This is a genomic window from Massilia sp. TSP1-1-2 (assembly GCF_049896185.1).
In the GTDB taxonomy this organism is placed as follows: Bacteria; Pseudomonadota; Gammaproteobacteria; order Burkholderiales; family Burkholderiaceae_D; genus Telluria_A.
In genome coordinates, this window is sequence record NZ_JAFCTU010000026.1 from 1 (window position 1) to 16,481 (window position 16,481).

Below are 16,481 nucleotides of genomic sequence, written 5' to 3' on the forward strand. Positions count from 1 at the left end.
AAAAGGAGAAAAATCCAGAACTCAAAAAAGCAGCGTAGAAACCGCTTTTAGGCGACAACTAGCTTGCAAATTACCGAACGCCTGTCGAGTAGGCGAATGGAAAAGCAACTCACCAATTTACTCACCTCTCCCGATGTAGCGCAGGCATGCAGCACGCTTGCAAAGAAATCGACTCAGAAGCCGGAGTTGCCTTGGCTGCTGGATCGCGTGGACGAGGCCTTATTCCAAACATCCAAAACCAAGCCTGATGTGGACGCTCTGACTGGGGCGTTCATGCCAGTGTTGTCGTAGTCATGTTCGGCCAACAGCAGACGTAGAGGTACTTTTTATAGAATTTTAACGGGGAGATATTTTGAGAAATTGGATTGGTAAGTGGGTGATGTTTGTCGCTATCGGACACACGGTCTCTGCATCGCTTTTCTTTGGTGGAGCTTATCGTGAATTGATTGCTGGTGGGCTCTATGATTCCGTACAGTCAGTAAAATCCGGAAGGGCTGTCTGGTTTGCGCTATTTGGCATCGTTTTGTTCATTGTTGGAATGCTGATTTCCAACCTTGAAAAAAATAGGCTGCAAGTGTCAAAATCGGTGGGGGTGGCGCTTTTGTTGCTAACTACCGTCGGCGTGGTGATGATGCCAATTTCAGGATTCTGGTTGATGTTTCCGGCAATATTTGCGATATTTTATAATCGCACACCTGTCGCGCCCAATGCCAGCGCATGACCGGCGCTACGACCTCCCGCCAAGCAAGGGATAAGGATTGATCGCGCCCTCATCGGCATAGACGCCGTAGTGCAGATGCGGTGGCGTGGTTTTGGCATTGCCAGTGTTACCAACATATCCCAGCAGCGTGCCGGCCCGCAACCGATCGCCGGCTCTGACAGTGCCGAAGCGGTCCAGGTGAGCATAGTAGTGATGGTGCCCGGCCGGCCCGAGCACCCACACCACCTTGCCGCCGACGGGCGTTTCCTCGAGCCGCAGCACAATGCCTTCGGTAGATGCTAACACCGGCGTTCCCTTTTTCGCAAAGATGTCGATCCCTTCATGGCGGCGATTCGGCGCCCTCGCGGCATGCCACGTGTCTCTGAGGGCGTGGGGGTCAATCGCATCAACAGGCATCGCCAGCTCAGTTGGCTGCGGCATGGAAGACAGCCGGACGGCATACCAGGCGAGGTCCAGCCAGGGAAACGCCAGGTACGCCAGGGCGATGAACAGTACGGTAGCAAGGAGACGGCGAATGATGGTTAACAAGAGCGTATTCACAGTGCAGAGTAACGTCGGTTGGGCAGCGTAACACCAGACTTTACTGCCGATGTGTGCAGGCACGATGCGTTTCCAATGTAATGCCTGCGCGTTGCTCTGCAGACGAGCGCTGATGTTTTTCTTGCAAGCCCTCTAAAATTGATTTATGATCCGGGACCTCGGCAAGCCAACCCATTTTTTGAAAGGAGTTTGATATGACTAACTTGAACATCTCCACTCCTTTTCTGGGTCTGGCTGGTCACGTCCTGCATTAAGCCGTAGTTCCTCCAGCGACGAATCACTCGTCCGCCCACCGCCAGCGCCCAATCCTTTTTCTATTTTTTTGGATTGGCATTACATGGGCAATTTTGTTCAACAAATTTCTGATCGCGTATCGATCATTGCGTCCGAGCGCCTGTGGCTCGAGGACGCGGCTATTCAACAGGCAAAGACCACGTCGCTTTTGCCAGGCATGCAGCGCGTGGTCGGACTGCCGGACTTGCATCCCGGCCGCGGTTACCCGGTCGGCGCCGCTTTTTTCTCGACCGGGCGTTTTTATCCGGCGCTGGTGGGCAACGACATTGGCTGCGGCATGGCGCTGTGGCAGACTGACATCCTGGCCGGGAAGGCCAAGCTCGACAAGCTCGACAAACAGATCGGCAACCTGGACGAGGTCATGGATGAGGACGAATGGGCCAGCCTTGACGAGGGCATGCTCGCGCGCCTCGCGCAATTGACGGCGCTGATGCAGGCAGCTGGCCTGGACCCGGCGCATCTGCGCTCGCTCGGCACGATCGGCAAGGGCAATCACTTCGCCGAACTGCAGGTGATCGACGCGGTGGAGGCGCCCGACGTGCTGGCCGCAACTGCGCTGGCGCCAAAGTGCCTGCAACTGCTGGTGCACAGCGGTTCGCGCGGCCTGGGCCAGCAGGTGCTGCGCGCGCATGTCGATGCGTTCAGCCATGCGGGGCTGGCCGAAGGGAGCGAGGAGGCGCTTGCCTACCTGCTGCAGCACGATGCTGCGGTGCGGTTTGCAGAGCTCAATCGCAGCCTGATCGCCGCGCGAATGTTCAATCGGCTGCGCTGCACCGGTGAGGCAGTTTTGGAAGTGAACCACAACACCGTCAACGCCACCTGCATCGATGGCGTGCAAGGCTGGCTGCACCGAAAAGGTGCCACGCCCAGCGATGGCCCGCTGGTCGTGCTGCCCGGGTCGCGCGACGACTACAGCTACCTGATCGAGCCGCTCGTGGAAGTAGGATCGCTCAGCCTGCATTCGCTGGCGCATGGCGCCGGGCGCAAGTGGATGCGCACCGACTGCAAAGGGCGGCTGGACCGTATCGCCACGCCGGCGCAATTGAGCCGCACGTCAATGGGCGGGCGCGTGATCTGCAATGACCGCGCGTTGATTTACGAGGAGGCGCCGCAGGCATACAAGAACGTCGACAGCGTGCTCGCGTGCCTGGTTGGCGCAGGACTTGCGCGCGTTGTTGCGCGCAGCAGACCGCTGCTGACGTACAAAACACGCGGGGAGTGCTGCTGATGATCTGGTTGCAAATCACGGTCAATTCCGGCCCGGCGGCGTGCTGCCTTGCGGTGACAAAGGCGGTCGGCGTGTTGAGCGCGGAGGCGTTGCAGGCCGGCGTCGACATTCGTATCGTCGAACAGCTGGAAGGGCCGGTTCTCGGCACTTTCAGGTCGGTCTTGCTTGAACTCGATGGTGGCGACGCCGCGCTGCTGGCCAGGCGCTGGTGCGGCAGTTTGCTGTGGGTGTGCGAGAGCCCCTACCGCAAGCTCCACAAGCGCAAGAACTGGTTCCTGCATGGCGCGGCCTTCGCGCCGCCGCAGGTGGACGCCGGCACGGGCGAGATCCGCTATGAGGCGACGCGCGCGTCCGGACCGGGCGGGCAGCACGTCAACAAGACCGACAGCGCGATCCGGGCCACGCACGTGGCGTCCGGCTTGTCGGTCAAGGTGCAGAGCGAGCGCAGCCAGCATGCCAACAAGCGGTTGGCGGGGCAACTGCTGGCAAGTAAGCTGGCCGCTTTGGCGCAAGCGCAAGCCGATAGTCAAAAGTCGGCGCGCCGCATGGGGCACCTGCAGGCGGAGCGGGGTAATGCCGCCCGCGTGTTCGTCGGTGCAGACTTTGCGGAAAAGCGCTAGTGAATTTTTTTCTTCTCTGGCTGGACCAGGATGAAAGGATTGACCACTGACGTCCACAGCAAGGCCTCGGACTGAGCCCAGGTCTGGGCCTGCACGTCGGTGACCTTGCCCACTTTGCCTTCGGCCATCCAGGCGGCGATGGCGGCCTTGTCGTCGTGCGAAATACGCACGGCGACATCGACCAGGTCGAGTTCTTCGCTAATGTAGACCACGGTGCCCTGGGCGAAGTGGCGTTCCAGTTCGGCCCATGGCAGGCGCGCAGTTTCGAGGTTGATCTTGATGCGCAGGTCGGTGTCGTTGTCAGGTGTCGTGTTCATGCAAAAGATCAAGGGTGTTCAATGGATTCAATGACGGGTGTTGGCGAGCCGGACCACGTAAGGCGGTAGGCCGGGCCTTTGCGCACGTTGCCGACCAGCGCGGGCCGAAAGCATGCCAGGCAAGTGCCGCCTTCATGGCGCACGCTGGGGTAAATAACGCCCATCGAGCCGGCGTCGAGCAGGTCGGCGGCCAGTTTTTGCGAGTCCATGTAGCTGGCCGGGTCCAGGCAGTTGCTGAAGGCGTCGATGCCACGGATGTCGTGGAAGGTGCTGGTGAAGTCAGCCAGCATCGCCTGGTAGGTCACGCTGTCGTCGAAGCGGTCGATCTCCTGGTATTCCACGGTCTTGTGGAAAGTGATTTCGGCGAGCGAAGTCTCCACTTCGAAAGCGCAGTACCAGGCCCCGCGTTCGCCGTCGTTGAAGCGGCTGCCTTCCGGGCGCGGATAGGTATAGGCCGCATTGATGATGCGAAAGTTGGGCACGCCGAATACGAGTTCATCGACGCCAATGCCGGGCAGGCCGCCGTATTCGCCGCGCAGGCGTTCGTTGGTGGCGTTATCGAGCTCGAACAGGTCGCGCAGCACGTCGGGGCTTCCGGCCAGCGGTGCGAGGACCGAGTCTTCGACATCGGCAAAGCGCGACGGGATCAGGCGACAGGTATCGAACTGGCGCAGGTTGCAAAGTTGGGGGACGACGGGCAATTAGAGGCCTCCGCGGCGCGCATCGAGCAGTTTGCGTACGGTTTGCATGGCCAGCAGGCCGCCCGCAACCATCTGCGAGATCGGGGTGCGCCCGGCAAACACGGGATTTTTATTCGGGAGCGTGATCCATTCGTCGGCGAGCTTGTCGCCGTACAGAATGTGCAGGGCCTTGTAGATGCCGAGCAGGTAAGAAATACGCGTAATGCGGTCGACTTCGAGCACGCGGTCGGGGTTCTTTTTCCACTCGTAAAACGTGGACGAAGACAGGCCGCCGAGAAGTTCGCGCGCGTCTTCGTCGCGCAGCTTCCAGGCTGCAACGAGCTTGAAAAAGCCGATGAGCGCCGACTTGGACAGGCGCTCGCGTTCGGGCCGCGCGTTCAAGTCCACCAGGACGGCGGGCTCGAAACGGCTTTTAGGATATGCGTAGGCTAGGTTCATGATGCGATACCTCCGGTTATGGATACTTTATACTCCACTTGGGCCGCACGTGCAAGCGTTTGCGCCGAATTCGGAGGGTTTCTTGGCTTTTTTCGATGAGTTGGAGTAATTTACACTCGTCATTTTGTTGTTGCGCGTTTGGGGCGTCAACGATGCGCAGGTCGGAGAAGGGGCGCGCCCAGGCCTTGCGCTTATCCGACCTATGCCCCTCGTTGGGACACGTTCACACCAGAGGCAGCGCGCAATGCTAAAACGTTATCTGTTCTGCGATAACTTCGTGCGCGAGGTGCTGCGTCGATGACTGAGCAACTCCTTGGATCTGGCGTCCCTTTACGCCGGTTCCGCGTGTTCCACCATCAGTTGCACCCGCGTGACGCCGTTGTACTCATTGGCATCGAGCCGGAATGCGACCCTGGCGCGCTCGCCCACCGACGCGGTGTGCCCGAACCAGATCGCATCATAGCGCTGGCCATTGCGCTCCAGCTGCAGCTTCAAGTGGCGCTCTTTCAAAATGCGCTGGCTTACCACCCGAAACTCGTCGCAAAACACGGGCGGCGCGAAGCCCTGGCCCCATACCTGGCCATCCATGATGTCAATGAATTCGGTCGTGTAGTACGCGTCTTCCAGCGGTCCGTCGGTCTCGATGATGCGCTCGAGCTGCGGGGCGCTCAGCCAGGCGCGTCCCACTGCCTCGAAGGCTTCCGAGAACGCGTCAAAGGCGTCAGCGCGTATCGTCAGCCCGGCCGCCATCGCGTGGCCGCCAAATTTGTCGATTAGGCTGGGCGCACGTTTCGACACGAGGTCGAGCGCATCGCGCAAGTGAAATCCTGGGATCGACCGTCCGGACCCCTTGATCCAGCCATCGGCACCGGGCGCGAACGTGATCGTGGGCCTGAAAAATTTCTCCTTCAGGCGCGAGGCCACAATGCCGATCACGCCCTGGTGCCAGCTTTCGTCAAACACGCTGATCGTATTGCTGGCCGACGGCTCAAAGGCGTCCAGGTGTAGCAGCGCAGCGTCCTGCATCTCCGCTTCGATTTCGCGCCGTTTAAGGTTGATTTCATTGAGCTGCTGGGCGATCGCCCAGGCGCGCCCTTCGTCGTCCGTGATCAAGCACTCGATCCCAAGCGACATGTCGTCCAGCCGTCCCGCGGCGTTCAAACGCGGACCCAGGGCAAAGCCCAGGTCGAAGGGCGACGCGGTGCGCGGTTCGCGCCCGGCCACGCGAAACAGCGCGGCTACACCGGCATGCATGCGGCCGGCGCGCATGCGCTTCAAGCCTTGCGCGACCAGGATGCGGTTGTTGGCGTCGAGCTTGACGACGTCGGCCACGGTCCCCAGCGCGACCAGGTCGAGCAGGTTGTCGAGCTTGGGCTGGGTCTGGGCGTCGAACACGCCGCGCCGGCGCATTTCGGCGCGCACGGCCAGCAGTACGTAAAACACCACGCCCACGCCCGCCAGGTGCTTGCTGGGAAAGCCGCACTCGGGCTGGTTGGGGTTGACGATGACGCGCGCCTCGGGCAGCTTGTCGGCGGGGAGGTGATGGTCGGTGATGACGACGTCAATCCCGCGCCGCTTCGCTTCGAGCACCCCGTCGATGCTGGCGATGCCGTTGTCGACGGTGACGATGATGTCGGGCGCTTTTTCGCGCGCGGTCAGGGCGACGATTTCGGGCGTGAGCCCGTAGCCGTACTCGAAGCGGTTGGGAACAATGAAGTCGACCGTGGCGCCCATGGCCCGCAAGCCGCGCAGCGCGACGGCGCAGGCGGTGGCGCCGTCGCAGTCGTAGTCGGCCACGATGCACATCTTTCTGCCGGCAGCGATGGCGTCGGCCAGGAACACGGCGGCGGCGCCAATATGCAGCAAGCCGCTTGGTGCCATCAGGGACGCCAGTTCGCTCGACAGTTCGCGCGCGTCGGACAAGCCACGTGAGGCAAACAGGCGGGCCAGCACGGGATGCACGCCGCCCTGGCGCAGCATTTCAGAAGTGCGGAACGAACAGGGGCGGGTCGAAATACGGGTCATGGCAACAATCGGTCGAGGGTAGGCGAACGCCAGAATGCTTTCTGCGCCCACTTGGTGGTGATGAATGCCTTGTGGACGGCGCGGTTGCCGATCACGAGCCTGAGCTGCGCATTGCGCCCATGCTGCAAGCCGGCCAGCGTGGGCGCGAACAGTGTCTCTTCAAAGCGCTGCATGAGGCCAAGCCAGCTGGACCAGTCGCCGGCCATGGCGGCCTGGCACAAGTCGCCGCGCACCAGCATGCTGTCAGCCTCCTTGCCGCTGAACGGGTCGGGCAGGGCGGCTGCAGGACTGGTGGCGATGGCCGACAGCCAGGACGGCACGCCGGTGGCGGCAAACAGTGGCGTAGCGCCCGCAGTTGCAGGCCCTTGCGACAAGCCCCACGGCCAGAAGGAATTGACCGCTGCCAGGCCGCGACCTTCGCGCGCCACGTTGGCCGGGTGCTCGAACCACAGCATCTGGACTTCGTTTTGCAGCTTGCGAAATTCCACGGCGGCCGGGCCGGTAGGCAGCCAGTCGGTCAGGTTCTGGCCCACGGCGGCGTCGGGCGAGCCGGTGTGCAGCGTGGCCCAGTCGCCGGCGGCCATGAACCAGGTCTGGGCGTCGCCGTACACCAGCGTTTTGCCCAATTCGTCGAAAACCGGCTTGGAGGTGGCGAACAAGGCTTTGGCATGGTCTTCGGCCAGGTGCAGCTGGCGAAGGTCGTGCATTAACAGGTGGCTGCGTGCGATTTCGATGTGGGCAGGGTTGATGATGAACCAGGCGGCCGTGCCAGGGTCCAGGCCAAAGCCGCGCATGGCGGCGGCGGCAAAGCTTGGGGCGCCGGAAGGCGCCAGGCCGAGCGTTGCGGAAAGCCAGGTTTCATGCGGCAGCGCGCGCAAATTGTCGTCGAAGGGCAAGCTGCGGCACGCAGCGCGCGACAGCAACGCTGCCAAGGCTGGGGTCTTCAGGGCGCGCACCAAGTCTTGCGCCAGTTCGGAGGGGGGCAGAGCGTAGGGCAGGACAAGCGTAATCTGAGTCATGCCACATTGTAGGGCATCTTATGTTTCCAGGTGCAATTGCACGAACCTGCAGTGCCCTTAAAAACGCGCGCCGGGCGACAATCAAGCCACCATTAGGCGGCACGGCGCGTGCTGCCATTTACTAATGCATGCGCTGCTGTTATTCCGCTGATATCGACTCTTGCTGGCTATCGATGTCCCCACCGTCGAGCTCCACATCGCCGTACGTCAGTCCGATGGCTTCCTCGTACCACGTTTGCACCAGTGCCAGGTGCTCGCGCTCCTGGTTCAGCGCGTTAGTGAACTCATCGACCATGTCGGTCAGGTCGTGCTCGTCAGCCAGCGCGACCAGGGTTTCCCAGCCGGCTTTGTCGCTCAGTTCGGCCGTCATGATGGCGTGCAGCGACTGGGCAATGCTGGTGCGCGGGTCGTTCAACACCTGGACCAGACCCATGGACTCGACCCCGGCCAGGTCGGCGCTGGGCGTTTGCGACGTCGGGTCGCCGCCCAGCGATTCGATGGCGTCGGAAATAAGCATGAAATGGCGCGCTTCATCGGCCCTGATGTGCTCCAGGTCATCGATAGTCATGCTGATGTCGCCGTCGAGCATGACTTCGCACTTGGTGATCAGCGCGTCATAGAGCCGGGTGCCGGTACGTTCAAAGGCGAGCCGCTCGCCAAGCTTGTCGAGCAGGATTTGCGGGCTGTCGCCCTTGAGCGCCTGCACCGTCATGCTCACTGCACCCTTGAGCGTGCCGGGAAGCGGAATCGAACCAAGCGAATCGGCGTTGGCGATGTAGTCGTTGCGCATCTCGGCCAGTGCCGATTCGTCGCCGTCGTCAATCCCGGCCATGGAAGGATCCATTTCCTGCATCGCCTTGCTGTCAACGGGCGACATCTGGATCCCGGTGCGGTTCATGCCCACGTGTTCAGAATGACGTGTCATACATATCTCCTAAGATGTCTCCTGCAATAGTTCATCAAATCGGGAAGACGTCAGGACGCCATGGTTCCCACGGCGCTGATCTTGCCCCTGCGGCTCAGTTCCGTGCCTGGCGCCCAGATGTAGCCGGACGCCACCGCTTCGCTGGGCGAACCGTCAGCGTTGACCACGTTGCGGTAGAGGATAGAGTTAGGTCCCTCCTTGTCGCGCGTGACGAACTGTGTGCCGTCGGTGCGCAGGTCAACCTCGTTGGCGAGCACCTTGCGCACGAACTCGCGCTGGCTGCGGAACGCGAGCGGGGCGGTGAAGTCGCTCGTGACGATCTCGGCTGGGTCACGTTTGGCGAACTGCTTAAGCGCGCCGCAGGCCATGTGGAAGTGCCCCAGCTCATAGTCCAGGAAGCGTTCCCAGATGGCTTTGACGTTGTGGTTGGTTTCCTGCTCCACGCAGCTGTAGTAGTTGTAGCACTCGTTTGCCTCGTGCAGCACCCATTGTTCGAGCCAGCTTTCGGTCGGGTCGAGCATGGATGAGTACTGGGTGACGTGCTGCTCTTCGATAGAGGCAATCTCGGCATAGAGCTGGCGTGCCAGCGGGTCGGAAAACAGCGGACCGATATTGAGGTAATAGTTCTGGGTTTGCGATTCGCCTGCGACGATGGTGAGCGCGTGCAGTTTGGTGAGGAAATCGGCCTGTTTGGCGTCGTAGGGTGTGCGCAGGTCGTCCTCGGGCGAGCGGTGGTGTTCCACCGTGTGGCGGGCGGGCACGATGTCGGTATAGCTTTGCAAGATGTTGTTGGCATCCTTGCCTTCAAGCCGGTCGAGCAGGGCCGAGTAGCGGTATAAATGGTCGAAGTCTTCCAGCAGCCCGAAACGGTAAACCTGCGCCAGGTAAGCGTCCGGCTCGCGCTGGGCGATGGCGGCGGTGACTTCGATCGCCGTCTGTTCGTAGGCAATGGTGGTTTCAAGGGGCGAATGGTCGGCGCCAATGAGCCAGTTGACCATGGTGGCCTGGTGGTGCTCGGTGCGGCGCACCTGGGCCAGCGGCAGGCGCAGGTCGGCATTGAAACGCGCCGCCATGTGACCGAAACGCAGCGCTTCGTGCTCCAGCCCGTTGATGAGAATGATCCGCACGCGCGTAAATGCGTCGTCGTCAAGTTTGCTGATCGGTTTTTGAACAAGGTCGCGCCAGGTAAAATGCTGGTTCTCGACCTTAATGCCTTTTGCGTCAAATAAGCTAAATGCCATCACGAGCCTCCTGTTGGTGAACGTACGGGCTTCATGCTTTGAGTTGCCGGCTGCCGGCAGGTTCAAGGTTTTTTTGTAACTGTCAGCCTAGCGGCGCGTGATTCAATGGTGGCAAGACTGTCATGCAGCGGCTTTGTATGGCACACTTCGCACTTACTTAAAATACACTGCCGGGACTCATGAGTATCACCCACAAGATGCCGTACGAATGGCTGGTCGGCCTGCGCTACACGCGCGCCGGCAAGCGCAGCGGCCGCAACAGCTTCATTTCCTTCATTTCCTTCCTGTCGGTCGCCGGCATCGCTCTCGGCGTGGCCGCGCTGATCATCGTCATGTCGGTCATGAACGGCTTTCGCAAGGATGTCACCAACCGCATGCTCTCGGTGCTGGCGCATATCGAAGTGCTCGGGCCCCAGGGCGAGATGAGCAACTGGCAGGAGGTGATGACGCAAGCGTTCCAGAACCCGGCCGTCAAGGGCGCGGCGCCCTACGTCCAGACCCAGGGCATGCTGCTCAAGGACGGCTCGATGCGCCCGGCCGTGATTCGCGGCGTGCTGCCGTCGGAAGAACCCAAGGTGTCCGACGTCGCCAAGACGGTCGTGCAAGGTAGCCTGGACGCGCTGCGCCCCGGCCAGTTCAATATTGTGATGGGCTACGCGCTGGCCCGTTCGCTTGGTCTGAATATCGGCGACAAGGTCACCATGGCGCTGGCCCAGGCCCAGGTCACGCCGGCCGGCATGGTGCCGCGCATGCGTTCTTTTACGCTGGTGGGCGTGTTCGAGGCGGGCCACTTTGAATTTGATAACGGCATGGCCTTCGTGCACATGGCGGACGCACAGAAAATGGAACGTCTGGCCGCGCCGTCCGGTATTCGCCTGCGCATCGCCGACATGCACCAGGGGATTGAAGTCGCCAGGCAGCTCGAAGCGAGCCTTCCCGGCCACCTGGAAGTTCGCGACTGGTCCAAGCAGAACAAGACCTGGTTTGCCGCCGTGCAGATCGAAAAGAAGATGATGCTGATCGCCATGGCGCTGATCATCACCGTAGCCGCCTTCAACCTGGTGTCGATCCTGGTGATGACGGTGACGGACAAGCAGGCCGACATCGCCATTTTGCGCACGCTGGGCGCGTCGCCGCACTCCATCATGAAAATATTCATGATCCAGGGCGCGGTCGTGGGCATTCTGGGCACGCTGGCCGGCGTCGGCATGGGCGTGGTGGTGGCGCTCAATATCGGCGTGATCGTCCCGTTTTTTGAACACCTTTTTGGAGCGCAGGTTTTGTCGAGCGATATTTACCAAGTGAGCGCCTTGCCGTCGGACCTGCACTGGCCCGACGTGTATGGCATCGGCGGCATGTCCGTGCTGATGGCCTTTTTGGCTACCATCTATCCAAGCTTTGCCGCCTCGCGCGTCAAGCCTGCGGAGGCGCTGCGCTATGAATAAGCCTGTTTCAAGTAAGCCGGTTTCCGACGTTGTGCTGGCCTGCCGCGGCCTGGGCAAGACGTATACGCAAGGCGACTACCAGGTCAAGGTACTGAGTAATATCGACTTTAGCGTGCAGCGCGCCGAGCATGTGGCCATTGTCGGCGCGTCCGGTTCGGGCAAGTCGACTTTGCTGCATCTGCTCGGCGGGCTCGATACGCCCAGCACCGGCTCGGTCACCTTGCATGGCAAGGACTTTGCCACGCTGTCGGAAACCGCGCGCGGCGACTTGCGCAATGCCTCGCTCGGCTTCGTCTACCAGTTCCACCACCTGCTGCCCGAATTTTCGGCGCTCGACAATGTGGCCATGCCGCTCCTGATCCGGCGCGAAAAACGTGCAACGGCGCTGGCCAAGGCCGAAGCCATCCTGGCGCGCGTGGGCCTGTCCAAGCGCGCCATTCACGTGCCGGGCGAACTGTCCGGCGGCGAACGCCAGCGCGTGGCACTGGCGCGCGCCCTCGTCACGCAACCGGCCTGCGTGCTGGCCGATGAACCGACCGGCAACCTCGATCACGCGACCGCGCAGCAGATCTTTGCGCTGATGCTCGATTTGTCGAGCACCCTGGGCACCGCCTTCGTCATCGTCACCCACGACATTGAACTGGCCGGGCGCTGCGACCGCGTGCTGCGCCTGACCGAACACGGGCTGCATCCGGCTGAACGGACGACCGTTTTGCAAGGCGCGACGCCATGAGCATTATCGACAAACTGCCCTACGAATGGGCCGTGGGCATCCGTTACACGCGCGCCGGCAAGCGCAGTGCGCGCAATAGCTTCATTTCATTCATCTCGCTCATTTCGGTGTCGGGCATTGCGCTTGGCGTGGCCGCGCTGATCGTGGTGCTGTCGGTGATGAACGGCTTTCAGAAGGAAGTTACCGACCGCATGCTGGCCGTGGTGGCGCACATTGAAATCTACGACGAGCGCGGCGCCATGCCCGACTGGCAAGGCGCAATCAAGGCGGCATACCAGAACTCGGCCGTGATCGGGGCTGCTCCGTTCGCCGAAACCCAGGGCATGCTGATGTACGACGGCGTCATGAAGCCGGCCGTGCTGCGCGGCGTGCTGCCCGCCGAAGAGAGCAAAGTGTCGGACGTCCCGCACAGCATGGTCAAGGGGCAGGGCAGCTTTGACGCCTTGCGCGCGGGAGAATTCAACATCATCCTGGGCAGCGAGCTTGCCAAGGCGCTCGCGCTTAAGGTAGGCGACAAGGTCACGCTGGCCGTGGCGCCGGGCGATGCGTCAGCGGCCGCCAGCTCGCCGCGCATGGTCAACTTTACGCTCGTGGGTATCTTCGAGGTTGGCCATTTCGAGTTCGACTCGGGCCTGGCTTTCGTGCACATGGCCGATGCGCAGGTCATCGCCAACCTGCTGGCGCCGGCCGGCGTGCGCCTGCGCCTGGCCGACCTGCACCAGGCGCCGCAGGTCACCCAGGAGCTGGCCAGGACCATGCCGGGCAGCTTGCTGCTGCGCGACTGGTCCAAGCACAACCCGACCTGGTTTGCCGCCGTCCAGAGTCAAAAGAAGATGATGTTTATTATTTTGGTGCTGATTATCGCGGTGGCGGCCTTCAACCTGGTGGCCACGCTGGCCATGACGGTGACGGACAAGCAGGCCGACATCGCCATCTTGCGCACGCTCGGCTCATCCCCGCGTTCGATCATGAAGATCTTCATGATCCAGGGGGCGCTGGTGGGCATCATCGGCACTGCCGCAGGCGTGGGCGCGGGCGTGCTCATCGCGCTCAATGTCGACGTCATCATCCCGTTTATCGAGCGCGTGCTGGGCATGCAGTTCATCTCCAAGGAGATCTATTTCATCAGCGCCTTGCCGTCCGACGTGCGCTGGCCCGATGTATGCCTGATCGCCGCAGTGTCAGTTGGCCTGGCCTTCATCGCCACGCTGTACCCCAGCTTTGCCGCCTCGCGCGTCAAACCGGCGGAGGCGCTGCGCTATGAATGACGCCAAGCTGCCAGCCGTGCTCTCGTGCCGTGGTTTGGGCAAGACCTATGTGCAGGGCGACTACCAGGTCAAGGTGCTCGATAATGTCGACTTCGACGTCTACCGCGGCGAGCACGTGGCCATCGTCGGCGCGTCGGGTTCGGGCAAGTCGACGTTGCTCCATTTACTGGGCGGGCTCGATACGCCGACCACCGGCAGCGTCACGCTGCAGGGCGCCGACTTTGCCACCTTGTCGGAGACGGCGCGAGGCGACCTGCGCAATACGTCGCTTGGCTTCGTGTACCAGTTCCACCACTTGCTGCCGGAGTTTTCCGCGCTCGACAACGTGGCCATGCCGCTGTTGATCCGGCGTGAAAAGCGCGCGACGGCCGTCAAGAAGGCCGAAGCGATCCTGGAACGGGTAGGACTGTCCAAGCGCGCCATTCACGTCCCGGGCGAGCTGTCGGGCGGCGAGCGCCAGCGCGTGGCACTGGCGCGCGCGCTCGTCACACAGCCCGGCTGCGTGCTGGCGGACGAACCAACCGGCAACCTCGATCACGCGACGGCGCAGCAAATTTTTGACCTGATGCTCGACCTCTCGAGCACCCTGGGCACCGCCTTCGTGATCGTCACCCACGATATCGAGCTGGCGCAGCGCTGCGACCGGGTGCTGCGCCTGACCGACACCGGGCTGCAGAGCGCGGCGCACTGACCATGTGGATCGACACCCACTGCCACCTTGACGCCCATGAATTCGGCGCCGAGTCGCTGGCCGTGGCCCAGCGCGCCGGCGCGGCCGGGGTGGGCATGATCGTGATTCCAGCAGTTGAGCGGGGTAATTTTGGCGTTGTCGCGCAACTGGCGGCCAGTGCGCCCAACGTCAGCTATGCGCTGGGAATTCACCCGATCTGCGTGCCCCAGGCGCGCGAAGAAGATCTGCTGGCGCTGCGCACTGCCGTCGAGGCGGCGCTCATCGATCCGCGCTTTGTGGCGATCGGCGAAATCGGGCTCGATTTTTTTATCCCGATGCTGTGCGAGGCGGCCATGCGCGAGAAGCAGGACCATTTTTTCCGCGAACAGCTGCGCATGGCGCGCGACTATGCCTTGCCGGTGCTGATGCACGTGCGGCGTTCGCAAGACCAGGTGCTCAAGCACGTGCGGCAAATTCGCCCGGCTGGCGGAATCGCGCATGCATTTAACGGCAGCTTCCAGCAGGCGCAGATGTATATTGACCTGGGCTTCAAGCTTGGCTTTGGCGGCGCGATGACGTTTACCCGCGCGCTGCAGATCCGCCGGTTGGCCACCACGCTGCCGCTCGACGCCCTTGTGCTCGAGACCGATGCGCCCGACATTTCGCCGGCCTGGGTTCATCCGGCGCGCAACAGTCCGGAGCAGTTGCCGGCGATTGGCGCGGCCCTGGCCGAACTGCGCGCGATGGCGCCAGGCGATGTGCAGGCGGCGATGAAGGCAAATGCGCTATCGGCATTGCCCCGCTTGAGCGCTATCGTCGGCTGAAAAATGCGCGCTATGCGCGCTATGCGTGTTTGCGCCCCGCCAGACCCAATGCTGCGATGCGCTTGTACAGCGTGGCGCGCGACATGCCCAGCTGGCGCGCCGCCGCCGGTACGTGGCCGCCGTTGTCTTGCAGGGCCAGCGCGATGATGTTGCGGTCGAACGCTGCGAGTGCCTCGGCGTAGTTGACGGCGACGCTCGCCGCGGCCGGCCCCAAAAACGCAAAGTCGACCGCGTCCAGTTCGAGGTTGTCGCTCAGGATGCAGCCACGCTCGAGCACGTTGGCCAGTTCGCGCACATTGCCCGGCCAGCGGTAGGCGCTGAGGATGGGCATTGCGCCCGGACCGATGCGGCGCGGCGCCGTGCCGGTGCGGCGCGAAATTTCTTTCAGCAGCGCTTGGGACAGCAGCGCCAGATCTGACAAGCGCTCGCGCAGCGGTGGCAACTTGATCTGCAGGACATTCAAGCGATAGTAAAGATCTGAACGGAAACGACCTTCACGCATTAAATAATCGAGATCGACGCTGGTGGCGGCGATCACGCGCACGTCCACTTTGACGACGCTGTTCGAGCCGAGCAGTTCGAATTCCTGCTCCTGCAGCACGCGCAGCAGCTTGCCTTGCATCGGCAGCGGCAAATCGCCAATTTCGTCAAGAAACAAAGTACCGCCGTCGGCCAGCCTGAATTTTCCTTCGCGCGCTCGCTTGTCGGCGCCCGTGTAGGCGCCAGGCGCCACACCGAAAAACTCCGCTTCCAGCAAGGCTTCCGGCACCGCTGCCATGTTGATGCCAATAAACGGCCCGCCCGAGCGCGGCGACGCGGCATGAATCGCGCTGGCGATGATTTCCTTGCCGGTACCGGTTTCGCCCAGCAGCAGCACGCTGGCCTCCTGCTGGGCGGCGCGGCGCGCCAGGCGCTTGACTTCAACGCTGGCCGGGCTCTCGCCGACAAAGCTGTCGAGCGTGTGCTTGGGGCGGCGCGTTTCGGCCAGCCCGCGCTTGGCCTGCGCCAGCTCGGCTTGCAGCGCGGCGAACTTGGTCAGCAGGGGTTTGAGGTAATTCATTTTTTCGTACAGCACAAAGCCGACCGCGCCGATGACGTCGCCCTGGGCGTCATGCAGCGGCATGCGCGTAACGACCATCGACTGTGCGCCAATGGTCATGATGTCGAGCAGTATGGGCTGGTTCAAGCGCATCACTTCGCGCATCAGGCTGTTGGGGATGAGCGTCTCCACATCCTGGCCCAGCGCCTCTTGGGCGCTGGCAACGCCAAGCATGGCCAAATATTTGTCGTTGATCCAGGCGATGCGGCCCTTGCGGTCGACCGTGATCGCCCCCTCGCACAAGCTGTCGAGCTGGGCGAACAGGGAGGCCATCGCATGCTTGTGGATGGCGTGCGAATCCTGCAGGAAAGCTTGCGTCATGTGTGTCAACATCGTGCACCGGCCCTTTGGCGATCAGCTTGTAGGATACTTG

General features: G+C 62.1%; 19 protein-coding genes. 9 read left to right on the forward strand and 10 right to left on the reverse strand.

Annotated features, from left to right (window positions below):
• The first annotated feature begins 96 nt into the window (after window positions 1-96).
• On the forward strand, window positions 97-291 hold the full coding sequence (locus ACP7BV_RS19700) for a hypothetical protein (protein WP_426106214.1): 195 nt from the start codon (window positions 97-99) through the stop codon (window positions 289-291).
• A gap of 61 nt (window positions 292-352) precedes the next feature.
• Window positions 353-721 (forward strand): DUF6463 family protein, encoded by a 369-nt coding sequence (locus ACP7BV_RS19705; protein ID WP_426106216.1) that lies wholly within the window; start codon window positions 353-355, stop codon window positions 719-721.
• Window positions 722-727: 6 nt separating this feature from the next.
• Here the strand turns inward: ACP7BV_RS19705 and ACP7BV_RS19710 are convergent, their stop codons facing one another.
• Both ACP7BV_RS19710 and ACP7BV_RS19715 read right to left on the reverse strand, forming a co-directional pair.
• Window positions 728-1,249: a M23 family metallopeptidase gene (locus tag ACP7BV_RS19710; RefSeq protein WP_426106217.1), complete on the reverse strand. Its 522-nt coding sequence runs from the start codon at window positions 1,247-1,249 to the stop codon at window positions 728-730.
• Between the two features lie 52 nt (window positions 1,250-1,301).
• Entirely contained in the window at window positions 1,302-1,472 is a 171-nt protein-coding gene (locus ACP7BV_RS19715) for a hypothetical protein (RefSeq protein WP_426106218.1), read from the reverse strand.
• Between the two features lie 126 nt (window positions 1,473-1,598).
• On the opposite strand from ACP7BV_RS19715, the gene ACP7BV_RS19720 reads away from it, so the two are divergent.
• Both ACP7BV_RS19720 and prfH read left to right on the forward strand, forming a co-directional pair.
• Complete coding sequence (locus ACP7BV_RS19720; RefSeq protein WP_426106220.1) at window positions 1,599-2,783, forward strand: RNA ligase RtcB family protein; 1,185 nt, start codon at window positions 1,599-1,601, stop codon at window positions 2,781-2,783.
• Window positions 2,783-3,403: a peptide chain release factor H gene (prfH, locus tag ACP7BV_RS19725; protein ID WP_426106222.1), complete on the forward strand. Its 621-nt coding sequence runs from the start codon at window positions 2,783-2,785 to the stop codon at window positions 3,401-3,403. The genes ACP7BV_RS19720 and prfH overlap by 1 nt, the downstream gene beginning before the upstream one ends.
• Here prfH and ACP7BV_RS19730 read toward each other — a convergent pair.
• The 7 genes from ACP7BV_RS19730 to ACP7BV_RS19760 form a co-directional block, all read right to left on the reverse strand.
• On the reverse strand, window positions 3,400-3,720 hold the full coding sequence (locus ACP7BV_RS19730; RefSeq protein WP_426106223.1) for a DUF2288 domain-containing protein: 321 nt from the start codon (window positions 3,718-3,720) through the stop codon (window positions 3,400-3,402). The genes prfH and ACP7BV_RS19730 overlap by 4 nt on opposite strands.
• Before the next feature lie 8 nt (window positions 3,721-3,728).
• Window positions 3,729-4,421 carry an RES family NAD+ phosphorylase gene (locus tag ACP7BV_RS19735; protein ID WP_426106224.1) on the reverse strand — a complete coding sequence of 231 codons (693 nt, stop codon included), beginning with the start codon at window positions 4,419-4,421 and terminating at the stop codon, window positions 3,729-3,731.
• Window positions 4,422-4,859 carry an antitoxin Xre-like helix-turn-helix domain-containing protein gene (locus tag ACP7BV_RS19740; RefSeq protein WP_426106226.1) on the reverse strand — a complete coding sequence of 146 codons (438 nt, stop codon included), beginning with the start codon at window positions 4,857-4,859 and terminating at the stop codon, window positions 4,422-4,424.
• Window positions 4,860-5,189: 330 nt separating this feature from the next.
• Entirely contained in the window at window positions 5,190-6,884 is a 1,695-nt protein-coding gene (gene recJ, locus ACP7BV_RS19745) for a single-stranded-DNA-specific exonuclease RecJ (RefSeq protein ID WP_426106228.1), read from the reverse strand.
• Window positions 6,881-7,903 (reverse strand): hypothetical protein, encoded by a 1,023-nt coding sequence (locus tag ACP7BV_RS19750; protein ID WP_426106229.1) that lies wholly within the window; start codon window positions 7,901-7,903, stop codon window positions 6,881-6,883. Before ACP7BV_RS19750 ends, recJ begins: the two co-directional genes overlap by 4 nt.
• Window positions 7,904-8,042: 139 nt before the next feature.
• Window positions 8,043-8,828: a ferritin Dps family protein gene (locus tag ACP7BV_RS19755; protein ID WP_426106230.1), complete on the reverse strand. Its 786-nt coding sequence runs from the start codon at window positions 8,826-8,828 to the stop codon at window positions 8,043-8,045.
• Window positions 8,829-8,878: 50 nt separating this feature from the next.
• On the reverse strand, window positions 8,879-10,069 hold the full coding sequence (locus ACP7BV_RS19760) for a hypothetical protein (protein WP_426106232.1): 1,191 nt from the start codon (window positions 10,067-10,069) through the stop codon (window positions 8,879-8,881).
• A gap of 179 nt (window positions 10,070-10,248) precedes the next feature.
• On the opposite strand from ACP7BV_RS19760, the gene ACP7BV_RS19765 reads away from it, so the two are divergent.
• Genes ACP7BV_RS19765 through ACP7BV_RS19785 form a run of 5 tightly spaced genes read left to right on the forward strand, consistent with a single transcriptional unit; the run spans window position 10,249 to window position 15,009 of the window.
• Window positions 10,249-11,514 (forward strand): lipoprotein-releasing ABC transporter permease subunit, encoded by a 1,266-nt coding sequence (locus ACP7BV_RS19765; RefSeq protein ID WP_426106233.1) that lies wholly within the window; start codon window positions 10,249-10,251, stop codon window positions 11,512-11,514.
• Window positions 11,507-12,247, forward strand: a complete 741-nt coding sequence (lolD, locus tag ACP7BV_RS19770; protein WP_426106235.1) for a lipoprotein-releasing ABC transporter ATP-binding protein LolD — start codon at window positions 11,507-11,509, stop codon at window positions 12,245-12,247. The genes ACP7BV_RS19765 and lolD (ACP7BV_RS19770) overlap by 8 nt, the downstream gene beginning before the upstream one ends.
• Window positions 12,244-13,515, forward strand: a complete 1,272-nt coding sequence (locus ACP7BV_RS19775) for a lipoprotein-releasing ABC transporter permease subunit (RefSeq protein ID WP_426106237.1) — start codon at window positions 12,244-12,246, stop codon at window positions 13,513-13,515. The genes lolD (ACP7BV_RS19770) and ACP7BV_RS19775 overlap by 4 nt, the downstream gene beginning before the upstream one ends.
• On the forward strand, window positions 13,508-14,206 hold the full coding sequence (lolD, locus tag ACP7BV_RS19780; protein ID WP_426106239.1) for a lipoprotein-releasing ABC transporter ATP-binding protein LolD: 699 nt from the start codon (window positions 13,508-13,510) through the stop codon (window positions 14,204-14,206). Before ACP7BV_RS19775 ends, lolD (ACP7BV_RS19780) begins: the two co-directional genes overlap by 8 nt.
• Before the next feature lie 2 nt (window positions 14,207-14,208).
• The gene (locus ACP7BV_RS19785) at window positions 14,209-15,009 is read left to right on the forward strand and encodes a TatD family hydrolase (protein WP_426106240.1); all 801 of its coding nucleotides are present in this window, start codon (window positions 14,209-14,211) and stop codon (window positions 15,007-15,009) included.
• Window positions 15,010-15,028: 19 nt separating this feature from the next.
• Here ACP7BV_RS19785 and ACP7BV_RS19790 read toward each other — a convergent pair whose 3' ends face one another.
• Entirely contained in the window at window positions 15,029-16,429 is a 1,401-nt protein-coding gene (locus ACP7BV_RS19790) for a sigma-54 interaction domain-containing protein (RefSeq protein WP_426106242.1), read from the reverse strand.
• Window positions 16,430-16,481 lie beyond the last annotated feature (52 nt).